General features: G+C 73.5%; 15 protein-coding genes. 6 read left to right on the forward strand and 9 right to left on the reverse strand.

The window, feature by feature from the left end; all coding sequences use genetic code 11:
• Positions 1 to 42: 42 nt before the first annotated feature.
• From ACIQWR_RS29215 to ACIQWR_RS29225, 3 genes are all read left to right on the forward strand, one after another.
• Positions 43 to 984 carry an RluA family pseudouridine synthase gene (locus tag ACIQWR_RS29215; RefSeq protein WP_404015494.1) on the forward strand — a complete coding sequence of 314 codons (942 nt, stop codon included), beginning with the start codon at positions 43 to 45 and terminating at the stop codon, positions 982 to 984.
• A 2-nt stretch (positions 985 to 986) separates the two neighbouring features.
• Positions 987 to 1,484 (forward strand): GNAT family N-acetyltransferase, encoded by a 498-nt coding sequence (locus ACIQWR_RS29220; RefSeq protein ID WP_404015496.1) that lies wholly within the window; start codon positions 987 to 989, stop codon positions 1,482 to 1,484.
• Positions 1,485 to 1,790: 306 nt separating this feature from the next.
• Positions 1,791 to 3,383 carry a Na+/H+ antiporter gene (locus ACIQWR_RS29225; RefSeq protein WP_404015499.1) on the forward strand — a complete coding sequence of 531 codons (1,593 nt, stop codon included), beginning with the start codon at positions 1,791 to 1,793 and terminating at the stop codon, positions 3,381 to 3,383.
• A 3-nt stretch (positions 3,384 to 3,386) separates the two neighbouring features.
• On the opposite strand, the gene ACIQWR_RS29230 is transcribed toward ACIQWR_RS29225, so the two are convergent.
• Positions 3,387 to 4,394, reverse strand: a complete 1,008-nt coding sequence (locus ACIQWR_RS29230) for an SDR family NAD(P)-dependent oxidoreductase (RefSeq protein ID WP_404015502.1) — start codon at positions 4,392 to 4,394, stop codon at positions 3,387 to 3,389.
• Positions 4,391 to 5,578, reverse strand: a complete 1,188-nt coding sequence (locus ACIQWR_RS29235) for a UDP-N-acetylglucosamine--N-acetylmuramyl-(pentapeptide) pyrophosphoryl-undecaprenol N-acetylglucosamine transferase (RefSeq protein WP_404015505.1) — start codon at positions 5,576 to 5,578, stop codon at positions 4,391 to 4,393. The genes ACIQWR_RS29230 and ACIQWR_RS29235 overlap by 4 nt, the downstream gene beginning before the upstream one ends.
• A gap of 73 nt (positions 5,579 to 5,651) precedes the next feature.
• Here ACIQWR_RS29235 and ACIQWR_RS29240 point away from each other — a divergent pair, with 73 nt between their 5' ends.
• Both ACIQWR_RS29240 and ACIQWR_RS29245 read left to right on the forward strand, forming a co-directional pair.
• Positions 5,652 to 6,380, forward strand: a complete 729-nt coding sequence (locus ACIQWR_RS29240) for a response regulator transcription factor (protein WP_404015508.1) — start codon at positions 5,652 to 5,654, stop codon at positions 6,378 to 6,380.
• Positions 6,381 to 6,502: 122 nt separating this feature from the next.
• Complete coding sequence (locus ACIQWR_RS29245) at positions 6,503 to 7,912, forward strand: sensor histidine kinase (RefSeq protein ID WP_404015622.1); 1,410 nt, start codon at positions 6,503 to 6,505, stop codon at positions 7,910 to 7,912.
• Here ACIQWR_RS29245 and ACIQWR_RS29250 read toward each other — a convergent pair.
• Positions 7,844 to 8,926 (reverse strand): mechanosensitive ion channel family protein, encoded by a 1,083-nt coding sequence (locus ACIQWR_RS29250; protein ID WP_404015511.1) that lies wholly within the window; start codon positions 8,924 to 8,926, stop codon positions 7,844 to 7,846. The two genes, ACIQWR_RS29245 and ACIQWR_RS29250, sit on opposite strands and share 69 nt — an antisense overlap.
• Before the next feature lie 68 nt (positions 8,927 to 8,994).
• On the opposite strand from ACIQWR_RS29250, the gene ACIQWR_RS29255 reads away from it, so the two are divergent.
• Positions 8,995 to 9,564 carry a dienelactone hydrolase family protein gene (locus ACIQWR_RS29255; RefSeq protein WP_404015514.1) on the forward strand — a complete coding sequence of 190 codons (570 nt, stop codon included), beginning with the start codon at positions 8,995 to 8,997 and terminating at the stop codon, positions 9,562 to 9,564.
• A 10-nt stretch (positions 9,565 to 9,574) separates the two neighbouring features.
• On the opposite strand, the gene ACIQWR_RS29260 is transcribed toward ACIQWR_RS29255, so the two are convergent.
• The 6 genes from ACIQWR_RS29260 to ACIQWR_RS29285 are packed head-to-tail and all read right to left on the reverse strand — an operon-like array spanning position 9,575 to position 13,925.
• Positions 9,575 to 10,228: a contact-dependent growth inhibition system immunity protein gene (locus tag ACIQWR_RS29260; RefSeq protein WP_404015517.1), complete on the reverse strand. Its 654-nt coding sequence runs from the start codon at positions 10,226 to 10,228 to the stop codon at positions 9,575 to 9,577.
• A 10-nt stretch (positions 10,229 to 10,238) separates the two neighbouring features.
• Positions 10,239 to 10,574: an RNase A-like domain-containing protein gene (locus ACIQWR_RS29265; RefSeq protein WP_404015520.1), complete on the reverse strand. Its 336-nt coding sequence runs from the start codon at positions 10,572 to 10,574 to the stop codon at positions 10,239 to 10,241.
• A 1-nt stretch (position 10,575) separates the two neighbouring features.
• Positions 10,576 to 10,875, reverse strand: a complete 300-nt coding sequence (locus tag ACIQWR_RS29270) for a WXG100 family type VII secretion target (RefSeq protein ID WP_399259365.1) — start codon at positions 10,873 to 10,875, stop codon at positions 10,576 to 10,578.
• Positions 10,876 to 10,915: 40 nt separating this feature from the next.
• Positions 10,916 to 11,308 (reverse strand): WXG100 family type VII secretion target, encoded by a 393-nt coding sequence (locus tag ACIQWR_RS29275; protein ID WP_404015523.1) that lies wholly within the window; start codon positions 11,306 to 11,308, stop codon positions 10,916 to 10,918.
• A gap of 33 nt (positions 11,309 to 11,341) precedes the next feature.
• Positions 11,342 to 12,001, reverse strand: coding sequence for a hypothetical protein (locus ACIQWR_RS29280; protein WP_404015526.1), 660 nt, complete (start codon positions 11,999 to 12,001; stop codon positions 11,342 to 11,344).
• 10 nt (positions 12,002 to 12,011) lie between these two features.
• The gene (locus ACIQWR_RS29285; protein WP_404015528.1) at positions 12,012 to 13,925 is read right to left on the reverse strand and encodes an RNase A-like domain-containing protein; all 1,914 of its coding nucleotides are present in this window, start codon (positions 13,923 to 13,925) and stop codon (positions 12,012 to 12,014) included.
• Positions 13,926 to 14,116 lie beyond the last annotated feature (191 nt).

The following is a 14,116-nucleotide window of genomic DNA, read 5'->3' on the forward strand; positions in this document are numbered from 1 at the left end:
ATCGCGGAACGGGTGTGCGGTCTCGTCCGGCATACTCGACGGGTGAGTACGATTCCCGAGATCCGAACCCTGCCCGTGCCCGATGGCCTCGAAGGCGAGCGCATCGACGCCGCCATCGCCCGTATGTTCGGGTTCTCCCGGACGAAGGCGGCCGAGCTTGCCTCGGCCGGGAAGGTGTCGGTCGACGGCAGCGTCGTCGGGAAGTCCGAGCGGGTGCACGGTGGCGCCTGGCTCGAAGTCGAGATGCCCGCCCCGCCGCGCCCGGTCGAGCTGGTGGCCGAGCCCGTCGAGGGCATGGAGATCGTCCACGACGACGACGACATCGTGGTCGTCATGAAGCCCGTGGGCGTCGCCGCCCACCCCAGCCCCGGCTGGACCGGCACCACCGTCATCGGCGGCCTCGCCGCGGCCGGGTACCGGATCTCCACCTCCGGCGCCTCCGAGCGCCAGGGCGTGGTGCACCGCCTCGACGTCGGCACCTCCGGCCTGATGGCCGTCGCCAAGTCCGAGCGCGCCTACACCTCCCTCAAGCAGCAGTTCCGCGAGCGCGTCGTGGACAAGCGCTACCACGCGCTGGTCCAGGGCCACCCGGACCCGATGAGCGGCACCATCGACGCCCCCATCGGCCGGCACCCGTCCTCGGACTGGAAGTGGGCCGTGACCCAGGAGGGCAAGCCCTCGGTCACCCACTACGACCTCATCGAGGCGTTCCGGGCGGCCTCGCTGCTGGACATCAAGCTGGAGACCGGCCGTACGCACCAGATCCGCGTGCACATGTCGGCGCACCGGCACCCCTGCGTGGGCGACCTCACCTACGGCGCCGACCCGACCCTCTCCAAGCGGCTGGGGCTGACCCGGCAGTGGCTGCACGCGGTGCGGCTCGGCTTCGAGCACCCGGCGGACGGCCAGTGGGTCGAGTTCGAGAGCACCTACCCGGCCGACCTGCAGCACGCGCTGGACGTGATCCGCGCCGAGAGCGAGTGAGCGTGGCGGGGGTCGGGTCCGGGGCCGGGTCCGCCGGGGTCGCGGGGTACGAGGTTCGGGTCGTGGCGTCGGAGGCCGATCGCGCGGCCTGCTTCGCGGTGCGGACCGAGGTCTTCGTGATCGAACAGTGCGTGCCGGAGTCGCTGGAGTACGACGCCTACGACGCGGGTGCGGTGCACGTCCTGGCGGTGGGGCCGCAGGGTCCGCTGGGCACCGGGCGGCTGCTGCACGGCGCGGCCGCGGTCGGCAAGACCGGCTCCCCGGACGTGGGCTCGCTCGGCCGGCTGGCCGTGACGAAGGCCGCGCGCGGGCTCGGCGTCGGCGCGGCGCTGGTGCGGGCCATCGAGGCGGAGGCGCTGCGGCTGGGGCTCGGCGCGGTGGATCTCGGGGCGCAGACGCATGCGCTCGGGTTCTACGAGCGGCTCGGGTACGTCGCGTACGGGCCGGAGTTCGACGATGCGGGGATGCCGCACAGGTCGATGCGGCGGGCGCTGCGCTAGCCGTTCCGGTCGTCGCCCTCAATCGCCGGGCGGGCTGGTCTTGCCCCCCGGCGCCGCCGGTCTCGCCTCAAACGCCGGCGGGGCTTGATCGTGCCCTCGAACGCCGGGCGGGCTGAGATCAGCCTCGCCGGGCGGACCGGGCCGACATCCAGCCTCGCCGGCGTTTGAGGCGCCGCCGGAGGCGTGGCGGGCCGGGGTGGAATTCAGCCCCGCCGGCGATTGAGGCGTCGGGGACGTAACCGGGACCACAGGTTCGGGTCCGCATGCCTGAGGGCGTCGCGGGGGGTGATGCGGCAGGGTGAGGGAGTGGACCAGCTCGCCCTTCTCTTCGTGCTCCTGCTCGGGGCCGTCGTCTCCGTGCCGCTCGGCGATCGGCTCGGGCTGCCCGCGCCGGTGCTGATGACCATCGGCGGGGTGGTGCTGGCGCTCGTGCCGGCCGTGCCGAACGTCGACATCCCACCCGAGTACATCCTGCCGCTCGTGTTGCCCCCGCTGCTCTACGCCTCGGTGCAGCGGACCTCCTGGCGGCAGTTCGCGGCCAACATCCGGCCCATCTTCCTGCTCGCGGTGGCGCTGGTCTTCGTGACCACCGCCGCCGTGGCCGCCGTCGCGCACGCCGTCGTGCCCGGGCTGCCGATCGCCGCCGCCGTCGCGCTCGGCGCGCTCGTGGCCCCGCCCGACCCGGTCGCGGCCACCGCCGTCGCCGGCGCGCTGGGGCTGCCCCGCCGGATGGTGTCGATCCTGGAGGGCGAGGGGCTCTTCAACGACGTGACCGCCATCGTGCTCTACCACGTGGCCATCGCCGCGGCCGTCGGCGGCAGTTTCTCCTGGCCGGCCGCGCTCGGCGAGTTCGTGCTGTCCGCGGTCGTCGCCGTCGCCGTCGGGCTGGCGCTGGGCTGGGCCGCCAACCGGCTCATGGGGCGGCTCGGCGACGCCACGCTCCAGATCGGGCTCACCCTGTTGGTGCCGTTCGTCGCCTACGTGGTCGCCGAGGAGTTCCAGGGTTCGGGCGTGCTGGCCGTGCTGACCACCGCGCTGTTCCTGGCCGAGTACGCCACGGACGCCGACGACGTGCTCGGCCGGCTCGCCGGGCACACCTTCTGGGAAGTCGTCGACATGCTGGTCACCGGCGTGGCCTTCGGGCTGATCGGCCTGGAGCTGCACCACGTCTTCGGTACGGCGTCGGGCCGCGAGTGGGCGATGGTCGGCTGGGCGGCGGCCGTCATCGCGGTCGTGGTCGGGGTCCGACTGCTGTGGCTGATGCCCGCGTCCTGGCTGGCGCAGAAGCTGCACGACCGGCGCGACGTCGACGAGGAGATCCCGCTGACCTGGCGGGAGAGCGTGGTCATGTGGTGGGCCGGGATGCGCGGGGTGGCCTCGGTGGCGCTGGCCCTGGCCATCCCGTACAAGACCGACGACGGCGGCCCCTTCCCGGCCCGCGACGAGATCGTCTTCATCGCCTTCGCCGTGATCATGGTGACGTTGGTGCTCCAGGGGCTGACCCTGCCGTGGCTGGTGCGCCGCCTGGGGGTGGAGGCGGACGTGGACGCGGAGCGGGACTACGAGCGCGCCCTCGCCATCCGCGCCGCGAAGGCCGCCAAGCGGCGGCTGAAGGAGATCGAGCAGATGGAGGAGCTGCCGGACGAGCTGGTCGAACAACTGCACCGGCGGGCCTACGACGTCGGCGCCAGGATCAGCCCCGACATGGTCGACGAGGAACGGCGCGAGGCGTACGCGAAGCGGGTGGAGCGGATCCGGGACATCCAGCGCATCCAGCGGGAGATGATGTCCGCCGCCCGCCACGAGGTGCTCGCGGCGCGCAGTGAACCCGGCGCCGATCCGGAGATCGTCGACCGGGTCCTGCGCCACCTGGACGTGCGCAGCCTGCGCAACCCGTGAGGCCTACACCTGGTAGCGGTCCGGGGCGAAGAGGTGCAGGTGGTCCGCGATCCAGTCCGAGGTCAGGGCCAGGCCCTGGGTGAGGGAGACCTGCGGCTGCCACCGCGCCCACTCGCGGGCCCGGGAGTTGTCCGACAGCAGCCGCTGGACCTCGCTGCCCGACGGGCGCAGGCGCGCGGGGTCGACCACGACCTCCGCGTCCCGCCCCGAGGCCGTGATCAGGGCCGCGGCGAGCTCCCCGATGGAGATCTCCTGCCCGGAGCCGAGGTTGACCACCTCGCCCAGCGCCCGGTCGCACTCCGCGACCGCGAGGAACCCCTCGGCCGTGTCCGTCACGTAGGTGAAGTCCCGCGTCGGGGTCAGCGAGCCGAGGCGGACCTCCCGGGAGCCGGAGTGCAGCTGCGCCAGGATCGCCGGGATCACGGCCCGCGCCGACTGCCGTGCGCCGTAGGTGTTGAAGGGGCGCACCACCGTCACGGGCAGTTCGAAGGCGTGGTGGAAGGAGAGCGCCATCATGTCGGCGCCGATCTTCGACGCGGAGTACGGCGACTGCGGCTGGAGCGGGTGGGCCTCGGAGATCGGCGCGGTCAGCGCGGTCCCGTACACCTCGCTGGTCGAGGTGTGCACCAGGCGGCGCACCTCGTGCCGGCGGCAGGCCTCGGCGACGTTCTCGGTGCCGGTCACGTTCGTCTGGACGTAGGCGCCCGGCGAGACGTAGCTGTACGGGATCCCGATCAGGGCGGCCAGGTGGAAGACGGTGTCGCAGCCGGCCACCGCGTCGCTGACCCGTCCCGCGTCGCGGACGTCGCCCGCCCACATCTCCACCGGCCCGTCCGGATCGGCGAGGTAGCGCGCCAGGTGGCCCTTGTCGGCGTACGGCTTGTAGTGGACGAAGGCCCGCACCCGGGCGCCCCGCGCCACCAGCAGGTCCACCAGCGTGGAGCCGATGAAGCCCTCCGCTCCGGTGACCAGTACGGTCCGGCCGGTCCAGTTCATGCGCTCGGTCGTCATGCGTGCTCCAAGGGGGAGTGGGTGGAAGAGGGGGAGGGCAGGGGGAGGCCGGAGACGCGCAGGACCTCGGCGGCCAGGAGTTCGGCGGCCCGGGCGTGCGGACCGGGTGCGGCGGCGCCGGCCATGGCGGCCAGCCGGACCGGATCGCCGAGCAGCGGCCCGACCAGCGAGGCCAGCCGCTCCGCCGTGGTGTCGGCGTCGGCCAGCAGCAGGCCGGCGCCCGCGTCCGACAGCACCCGGGCGTTGTGCGTCTGGTGGTCGCCGGGAGCGTGCGGGTAGGGCACGAGCACGGCCGGCACCCCGGTCGCGGCCAGTTCCGCGACGGTCGCCGAACCGGCCCGGCACACCACCAGGTCCGCCGCCGCGTAGACCAGGTCCATCCGGTCCAGGTACGGAACGGCCCGTGCGATCCGGTGCCCGCCGGTCGCCGCCAGCTCCGCGAGCGTCCCGGGCAGCGTCTTCGGCCCGGTCTTGACCAGCAGCTGCACGTCGTCCCGGTCCTGCCAGAGCCCGGCCAGCGCCGTCGCGGCCCCGGTCAGGCGTACGGCGCCCAGGCTGCCCCCGTTGAAGACCACGAGCCGGCGCCCGGCGGGCACCCGCAGGGCCCGCCGCGCCTCGAACCGCAGCGCGTCGCGCGCCGGGCGGTCCAGCCGCGCCAGGGCGGCCAGCGCCGCGGAGATCGGCATTCCGGTGGTCAGCGCCCGGGCGCCGCCCGACAGGTGGGCGCGGCTGCGGTCGAAGGCGACCGCGATGTGCGGGGTGAGCCGGGCCGCGAACTGGTTGGCCCGGCCCGGCACCGCATTGGATTCGTGGATCACGGCGGGCAGCCCGGCCATCCTGGCCCCCAGCACGGCGGGCGCGCTCGGGTAGCCGCCCATCCCGACGACCACCTGCGCGCCCTGGGCGCGGATGACCGTACGGGCCTGGCCCGCCGAGCGCAGCAGGGCCGCGGGCAGCAGGTAGCGCTTCGCGCCGAGCGAGGGGTCGAAGGGGATCATGTCTACGGTGTGCAGCCGGTAGCCCGCGCCGGGGATCAGCTCGGTCTCCAGACCGCGCTCGGTCCCGATGAACGAGATGACCGCCCCGGGGACGGCGGCGCGCAGCGCCTCGGCGAGCGCGAGCCCCGGGTAGATGTGGCCGCCGGTGCCGCCCGCACCGATCACGACGGAGAGTGGTGTGGTCATGGCCGCACACTCCCGGTGCGCCCTAAGAACGTTCTAAGAGGTTCGCGCCGGCGTCTTTGGCACTCTTTGTCCTATGAGTGGTCAGGCGGGCGGTCAGGTGGGCGGTCAGGCGGGTGGCGTGCAGCGGATCCTGGTGGTGGACGACGAGCCGGAGGTACGGGCCGCCGTCGAGGACGGGCTCGCGGTCGAGGGGTACGAGGTGCGCGGGGCCGCCGACGGGCTGGCCGCGCTGACCGAGGTCGGGAGCTGGCAGCCCGACGCGCTCGTGCTGGACGTGATGATGCCGGTGCTCGACGGGCTCGGGGTGTGCCGTCAGCTGCGGGCCCTGGGCGACCGCACGCCCGTACTCGTACTGACCGCGCTCGGCTCGGTCAGCGAGCGGGTCGACGGGCTGGAGGCGGGAGCGGACGACTACCTGGTCAAGCCCTTCGCCCTGGACGAGCTGGTGGCCCGGGTCCGGGCGCTGCTGCGGCGGGCCGCGCCGGATCCGGGCGGCGGGCCCGCCGAGCTGGGCTTCGCCGACCTCGTCCTCGACCCGGCGACCCGGACCGGGCGCCGGGGCGGGCGGAACGTGGAGTTCAGCCGGACCGAGGCGGCCCTGCTCGAACTGCTGCTGCGCCACCCCGGGCAGGTGCTGCCGCGCGAGCTGATCCTGGAGCTGGTGTGGGGGCGCGACTTCGGCCCCGACTCCAACTCCCTCGCCGTGTACGTCGGATACCTGCGCCGCAAGCTCGAAGCGGCGGGCGAACCCCGGCTGGTCCACACCGTGCACGGGGTCGGCTACCGGTTGGACACGGCGTGAGCGGGCAGCGGTCCGGTCCGGGGGCCGACCCCGACCGCGGGCCCGACCCCTACCGCGGGCCCGGGCAGCGGTCCGGGCGCGGCAGGCGCGGGCGCGTCGCGCCCTGGCGGCGGCGCCGCCCGCTGCGCACCCGCCTCGCGCTCGCCGTCACCGCCGCCGTGGCCCTCGTCGCGCTCGGGGTCTGCGGGGCCGCCTTCGTCGTCGTGCGCGAGGCGCTCTACCACCAGCTCGACCTGACGCTGACCCAGTCGGCCACGCTCGTCCAGCAGGGCGCGCAGGAGAAGAGGCCGGGGAACGTCGCCGGGGAGTGCCGGTTCCTCGCGGCGCCCGCCTGCGCGCAGATCGTGCCGAAGGATCCGGGCCGGGACCCGGCGAAGAGGTACCTGCTGCCGGTCGACCCCGCCACCCGCAAGGTCGCCGCGGGCGCGCGGGCCGGCTACTACACGGACATCTACTTCGCCGGATACCCCATGCGCATGCTGACCACCAGGTTCTCGGACGGGCAGGCGCTCCAAGTGGCCCTGCGCGCCGACACCGTGGAGCGGGGCATCACGGACGCCTCCCACCTGCTGCTCCTGACGGGCGCGGCCGGGGTGGTGCTCGCCGCCGGGCTCGGATACTGGGTCTCGCGCACCGGGCTCGCACCGGTCAGCCGGCTGACCGCGACCGCGGAGCGGATCGCGGCGACCCGGGACGCGCGGCACCGGATCGAACTGCCGCCGCCCGGGCGGGAGGACGAGATCACCCGGCTCGCGCACAGCTTCAACACCATGCTGGGCGAGCTGGAGGATTCCGTCAGTGCCCAGCGCAGGCTGGTCGCCGACGCCTCGCACGAGCTGCGCACCCCGCTCACCGCGCTGCGGACCAACGCCGAACTGCTGGCCCGCGCCGAGCGGCTCACCCCCGAGCAGCGGGCCCGGGCGAGCGGGGCGCTCGGGCGCCAGCTGCGGGAGGTGACCGGGCTGGTCAACGACCTGATCGAGCTGGCCCGGGACGAGGAGCCGCAGCCGCTGGTGGAACAGGTGCGGCTCGCCGCGCTGCTGGAGCACGGGGTGGCGGCGGCCCGTACGCACTGGCCCGCCGTGCCCTTCGCCCTGCGGGTGGCCGCGGACCTGCGCACGGCCGGGGAGGAGGCCGGGGGCACGGTGCCCGGCGTCCCGGCCCGGCTCAGCAGGCTGCTGGCCAACCTGCTCGACAACGCGGCCAAGTTCAGCCCGGCGGGGCTGCCGGTGGAGGTCGAGCTGACCGCTCCCGGCGGGCGTCCGGAGCTGACCGTGCGCGACCACGGCCCGGGCATCGCGGACGAGGACCTCCCGTACGTCTTCGACCGCTTCTACCGCGCCAACGCCTCCCGCGCCCTCCCCGGCTCGGGCCTCGGCCTCGCCATGGCCCGCCAGATCGCGCGGGCGCACGGGGCGGAGCTCACGGCGGAACGGGCCCCGGGGGGCGGGGCGCTGTTCCGGCTAGCCTTCGGTTCCGGTTCCGGTTCCGGTACCGGAACCGGCGGCGGTGGGGGCTTCGGTGGCCGGTGAGGTGGCGATGCGGGGGAGGGCGTAGGGGTGCTCCGCGGCCAGCCAGGCGATCAGCTCCTCCCGGACCGCGCAGCGCAGGGTCCAGATGTCGTCCGCGTTCTTCGCCGTGACCACGGCCCGGACCTGGATGGTGTGCGGGGTGGTGTCCGTGACCACCAGACCGCTGGAGCGGCCGTCCCACTCGGGGTGCTCCTTGAGGACGTCCTGGAGCTTCTCCCGCATCAGGGCGACCGGAGCCCGGTGGTCCAGGTGCAGGAAGACGGTCCCGGTCATCTCCGCACCGCCGCGCGACCAGTTCTCGTACGGCTTCCCGGTGAAGTACGACACCGGCATCGTGATCCGCCGCTCGTCCCAGGTCCGTACGACCAGGAACGTCAGGGTGATCTCCTCGACCTTCCCCCACTCCTTGTCCACGACGACGGTGTCCCCGATCCGGACGGTGTCCCCGAAGGCGATCTGGAGTCCGGCGAAGAGGTTCCCGAGCGTGGACTGCGCGGCGATGCCCGCCACGATGCCGACGACGCCGGCCGAGGCCAGCATCGAGGCGCCGACCGCCTGCATCCGCGGGAAGGTCAGCAGCATCGCGGCCAGGGCCAGCACCACGACCATCGCCGCCACGGCCCGCTGGATGAGGGTGACCTGCGTACGGACGCGGCGGACCCGGGCCTCGTCGGTGGCCCCGGCGGCGTAGCGGGCGTACACCGTCTCCACGGCCGCGGTCGCGATCCGGATCGCCAGCCAGGCCGCCGCCCCGATCAGTACGAGGTCCAGGGCGCGCCCGATGGCCGGCCATTGGTCCTTCAGCACCTTGGCCTGCGGGAACGAGGCCCGCAGCAGGGCCGCGCACAGCAGCAGGAGGAACGGCGGCCGGCAGCGCCGCAGCAGCCCCCACAGCGGGGTCTCGCGGTGCCGGGCGTCGGCCCGGCGCAGCAGGAGGTCGAGCAGCCACCCGGCGAGCAGGGTGAGCACGACCGAGCCGCCGACGACGATCAGCGGGCGCAGTACGGTCTCCATGTCCCGACCGTAGCCCAGGCACCGCGCCCGTCGTGGGCGGGAGCCCGCGGAGCTGGCACGATTGCCCCATGAACATCATGCTTTTCCACTCGACGTACGGACTGCGGCCCGCGGTGCACGCCGCCGCCGAGCGGCTGCGCGCCGCCGGGCACGAGGTGCAGGTCCCCGACCTCTTCGAGGGGCGTACGTTCGAGACGGTCGAGGAGGGCATGGCCCACCAGGAGGAGATCGGCCGCGACGAGCTGCTCAAGCGCGCGGTCCTGGCGGCGGCCCCCTTCTCGGACGGCGGTCTGGTGTACGCGGGCTTCTCCTTCGGCGGCTCGGTCGCCCAGCACCTCGCCTTCGCCGACGACAAGGCGCGCGGCCTGCTCCTGCTGCACGGCACCTCGGACATCGCGGACGACGCGGCGGTCGACGAGCTGCCGGTGCAGCTGCACATCGCGGACCCGGACCCCTTCGAGCCGCACGACTGGCTGACCGCCTGGTACCTGCGGATGCAGCGCGCCGGCGCGGACGTCGAGGTCCACCGCTACCCGGGCGCGGGCCACCTCTTCACGGACGAGGACCTGCCGGACTACGACGCGGAGGCCGCCGAGCAGACCTGGCGGGTGGCCCTGGCCTTCCTCGGCGACCTCTAGTCGGTCCCCGCTAGGCACTCTCCCGCGGTGACCGCAGCCGGGCGGCCAGTGCGGCGAGCCAGGCGCCGCGGGTGTAGGGGGCCGGGGGGTCCACCTCCATGCCGAGCGCGGTGAGGGCGAGCGCGATCCCCTCCTCCTCCAGGGGGAGGGCGAGCAGGTCGTGCAGCTCGCCCGTCAGCTGGGCGATCAGGCCGGGTTCGGTGGTGTCGAGGTAGTCGGCCAGGGCCGAGGCGTGGTCGCCGAACTCGACCGGCATGTCCTGCGAGAACCACCCGCCGAGCAGCTGGGCGAGCTCCGGGAAGCGGGCGTGCCACTCCCAGCGGGTGGCCGGCGGGGCCGGGGGCGGTGCCTGGCCGCTCTCCAGGCTCTCCGCGAGCCGGTCGGCGAGCCCCACCAGCCAGTCGTGCAGCTCTTCGTCGGGCACCCCGAGGTCCGGCGCCGCGTAGAACTCGCCGAGCCGCACGCGTACGCGGCCCGGCGGATTCGCGGCGTACTCCCGCAGCTGCTGTTCCGCGACGGCGATCGCCCACGGGCGGGTGCGCCACGCGTGGCGGAGGTACCCGGTCAGTGCCTGCGGATCGCGCGGGCCGTGCCCGATGTGGGCGCGCAGGACGTGGTCGAGTTCGCCGTACTTCCGGTCGTGCTCGGCGGGCGTCAGGGACACGGGGGAGCCTCTAGAGGTAGATCGGGAAGGTGGCGTGGACGGTGAAGCCGTGCCGGGCCGCCGGGTCCCGGCGCAGTACGACGCGGGCGGCCCGGACGTCGAGGGGTTCCTGACCGGCCAGCATCATCGCCTGGAGCAGGACCTGGCCGACGGGCAGCGGCCGGGACGGCCAGGCCGCCTCGATGGTCAGGCGCCGACGGGTGTCCTGGGCGAGCCAGCGGTGGATCAGCTGCTCGTTGCGCGTCACCACCTGTTGGGTGGCCCATTGCGCGGTCTCCCGGTCCGGGTAGCTCGCGGCCCGGTCGGCCAGGGCGGCCGCGCTGGGGAAGGTGCTCGCGGCGGTCACCTCAGCCTCCGGTCCAGCCGCGGACCGAGGCCCGCTGCGCGGCGGAGTAGTTCGCGTGGCCGGTGCTCACGAGGGAGTGCAGCCACGCCTGGGCGGCCTGGAGGTCCTGCATCTGGCGGTCCCAGGCGTCCAGTTCGTCGAGGAAGGCGCCCCGGGCCTCCCCCTTCCAGGCGAGGACGACCGGTTCGGTGCGGGCGTAGAGGACCTCCAGGCGCTCGTTGAGCTTGTGGAGGATGTCCTCCAGTTCACCCGCGATCTCGCGCAGCCCGCCGAGATCGACGGATATGGATCCGTCCTGCATGGTGCGGCCCTCCTGGTCCGGTGGTGTGTCGGTGCGTCGGCTACATGTCGAGGATCCTGCTGGTGGGACCGGCGCCCGGTGGCGCCTCCTGCGACAGCGCCCGGGCCTCGGCGGCGACGTCCACCGATGCCTGGGCCCTGCGCAGGCGTTGGAGGGTGTCCAGCTCCTGCCGGGTGAAGCCGTCGCGGCTCATCCGGACGGCCTCTCCGAGGACGACGAGGATCTCCCGGATCCGTACGGCGTCCTTGGCCACGTCGCGGTGCAGGGCGCGGTACGCGGTCGCCGCCTCGCTCTTCCACTGGGCCTCGGCCCGGTCGACGAGCGCGTCCATCCGTCGGACCTGGCCGTCCAGGTGCTGCCGCATCGCGTCGAGATCGCCCGCGAGCCGGTCCAGGTCCTCGTCGGACACGTCGAGGTCGGCGCTGGCCACCATGGTGGTTCCCCGTTCTGTCGGTGTGCTTCGGCTTCAGTGCGCTTCGGCGAAGTGCTCCAGGACCGCGTCCAGCAGCGCGCGCAGCCGCGGGTGCGTGACCTCGGGCATGACCCTCGCGAAGGCGGCGTCCAGGTCGTGCGGCCGGGGGAACATGAGGAGCGTGCGCTGGAGTTCCCCGGCCAGGGCCGCGATCCGGCCGTGGCAGTCGGAGGGGTGCTCGCTGGCGGCGGCCTCGCGGGCGGCTCCGACCAGGTCGTCGTGGTCCCCCGATTCGAAGACGTGGGTGAATCCGTCGATCAGGCCGAAGCGGGCGAGGGCTTCCCACTGGGAGAGGGGGAGCGCGTCGAGGCCCGGGGACAGCTCCCGCTCCCGGTCCCTGAGGCGCGCGGCGAGGGAGCGCAGGAAGGCCGGGGCCGGTGCGTCCCCCGCGGCCCCGGCCAGCAGGTCCCGGTGGGCGGCGGGACGGGTCCGGCCCCGGGGTGAGGCGGCGTCCTCGGCGAGCAGTTCCAGCAGGGCGGTGACCGCGGCCAGCGGCACGGCCCAGGCCAGGGTGCCCCCGTCCCGCAGGGTCCGGCAGAACCGGTCCAGTTCGTCCTCCAACGGGGCGCCGCCCGGCCGGCGGGAGGCCGCGGCCAGGTCGAGGAGCCGGGAGACCGCGCTGTTGGTGAAGAGGGCATCGGTGGGTTCGCTCACGGGGTGCATGCTAAGGCGAGGGGTAACAGGTCACGACGAAAACGCTCTTCGAGACCGGCGAGTAGGCGAGGGTGATCTTCACGGAGTGCACCGGGGTCGCCGGGGCGCCGTACCCCAGTGCGTCGTAGTCGGTGCGGCTGACCGAGGTGCCGGTCACCACGTTCGGACCGAAGGGGACGGTGTACGCCTGGGTCGAGTTGGGGTTGAAGGTGCCGTTCGCGACGTCCTGCTCCATCTTCTTGATCCAGTTGTCGATCTCCTGCTGCTTCGGCGGGTAGTTGACCGCGTCCCGGGTGAACTGGTTGGCCGAGTAGAGGTTCTCGAAGGTCGAGGCGTCCCGCGGCATCGACTGATCGCGGAGCCGCGAGGCCAGTTGCTCGGGGGTCAGGCCGATGTGCCGGTCGATGGTGTGGGCCGTCTTGCCGCGCGTATCGCCTGGCGTCCCCGTCTTGTTGTCGACGCCCTCCATTCCGGCGAGGTCGATGCCGAAGCGCTGGTTGGTGGTGATGGAGTCGAGGTCGGTCTGGACGGGGGAGCGGCTGAACTCGAAGAGGGAGCGGGCCGCGAAGGCCTCGGCGCGGGCCATTTCCGACTGGAAGGTGGGGACGGCGCGGAGCGCTTCCTCCAGCGGGGCGCGGAGCCCGGCCAGGGCCGTCTTCTGATTCCTGAGCGTGGTCTCGTAGGCGTCGACGGCGGCGTTCACCTTGGCGACGTCGATGTTGAGGAGGATGTCGGCGAGGACCTTCGCGCCGAGCGTGCCCAGCTTCATGGCGAGGCTCTTGACGTTGTCCCAGATGCTGCGGTCCGGGTCGATGAGCCGCAGGGCGTCCATGATGGCCTTGTGGAGGATGTTCCGCAGGGCCGTGCGGACCAGTTGGGCCGCCTCGGCGTAGAGCCGCAGCGCCTCGGCGGTCTTCTCGGCCGTGGTGCTCAGGACGCCGAAGACGGGATGGTTCATGCCGGGACTGGCCGCCGTGTCGTGGGACCACGTGTAGCCCTCCCGGCTCTGGCCCCAGGCCTTCGTGCCCCAGAGCGAGCTGCAGAACCACAGCATGGCGTCGTACCAGGCGCCGTTCGAGCTGTCCGTGACGGAGTTGACGGTCTGGATCAGCTGTCCCTCCACGATGCCCGCGGCGGGGACGTAGTGGAGCCAGATCTGCGAGACCTCGTTCACGCGCAGGTAGTTCGGCAGCGGAAGGATCTCCAGCGCCCGCCCGGCCCGCAGGGCTTCCTCGACCGCCCAGCGCACGACGTCTCCGGCGATGTTGCCGTCCAGGACGTCGAGGAAGTCCTCGACCGGGTTCTCGTCGCTGCTGCCCAGCGCGGGCACCTGGCCGTACACGGGCTCCGAGAACATGACCGCGGGCTGCGGACGGCGGACGAACGGGGGCTTCGGTCCCGGATGGGTGGCGGATTCCGCCTCGCCGAAGTTGTTGCCGGTCTCGTTGAAGCCGACGGCCGCGCCACCGATGGCCACCACGGACTTGGCGTGCAGGAGCAGGAAGAGCCCGGCCACGAACAGGTACTCCGTGGAGAACTCCGCCGCGGCGCTCCCCTTCCCGCCCACCTTGGCGTACGGGGCCAGCGCGTCCAGCAGCTGCTGGGCCACGGTGTGGAAGGAGTGCTGCTCGAAGGTGAGGGCGTCGGTGACCTCGTAGAGGTGCGTCGGCGTGACGTCGATGACGCCGTTCTGCCCGATGGGGGAGACCTGGGGCGCGGGCCCGGGCAGCGTCTGCGCGGGGTGGGCGGGCGCGGATGGCGGCCCGGCGGGGGAGGTCGGTGGCGCCTGGGAGACCGGTGAGGGGAGCGCGGGGCCGCTGGGCGGCTGGCCCTGGGGCGGCAGCTGGGTGGTGCCCGGGTGGGGGGTTCCGGACGGTTGCGGGGGCTGCGGCGTCGTGGTGGCGCCCGGGGTGGGGGTGCTCATCGGACGGCCACGGGTAACCCGGGCGGTTCGGCGTCCATCGACATGTGCCCCGTCCCCCTGCTGTCCGCGCGGTCCGTGATCCGGAAGAACGTAGCAACTCAGGTACGAGACAAGACAGTTGTTCGAGATGAAGTGGCCGGAAGCAGCCGATCGCGACGAGGGGGACACGGTCCGGCGCCCGCCGGACCGCG

Origin of the sequence: Streptomyces sp. NPDC098789, from assembly GCF_044759975.1 — a bacterium.
Taxonomy (GTDB): Bacteria; Actinomycetota; Actinomycetes; order Streptomycetales; family Streptomycetaceae; genus Streptomyces.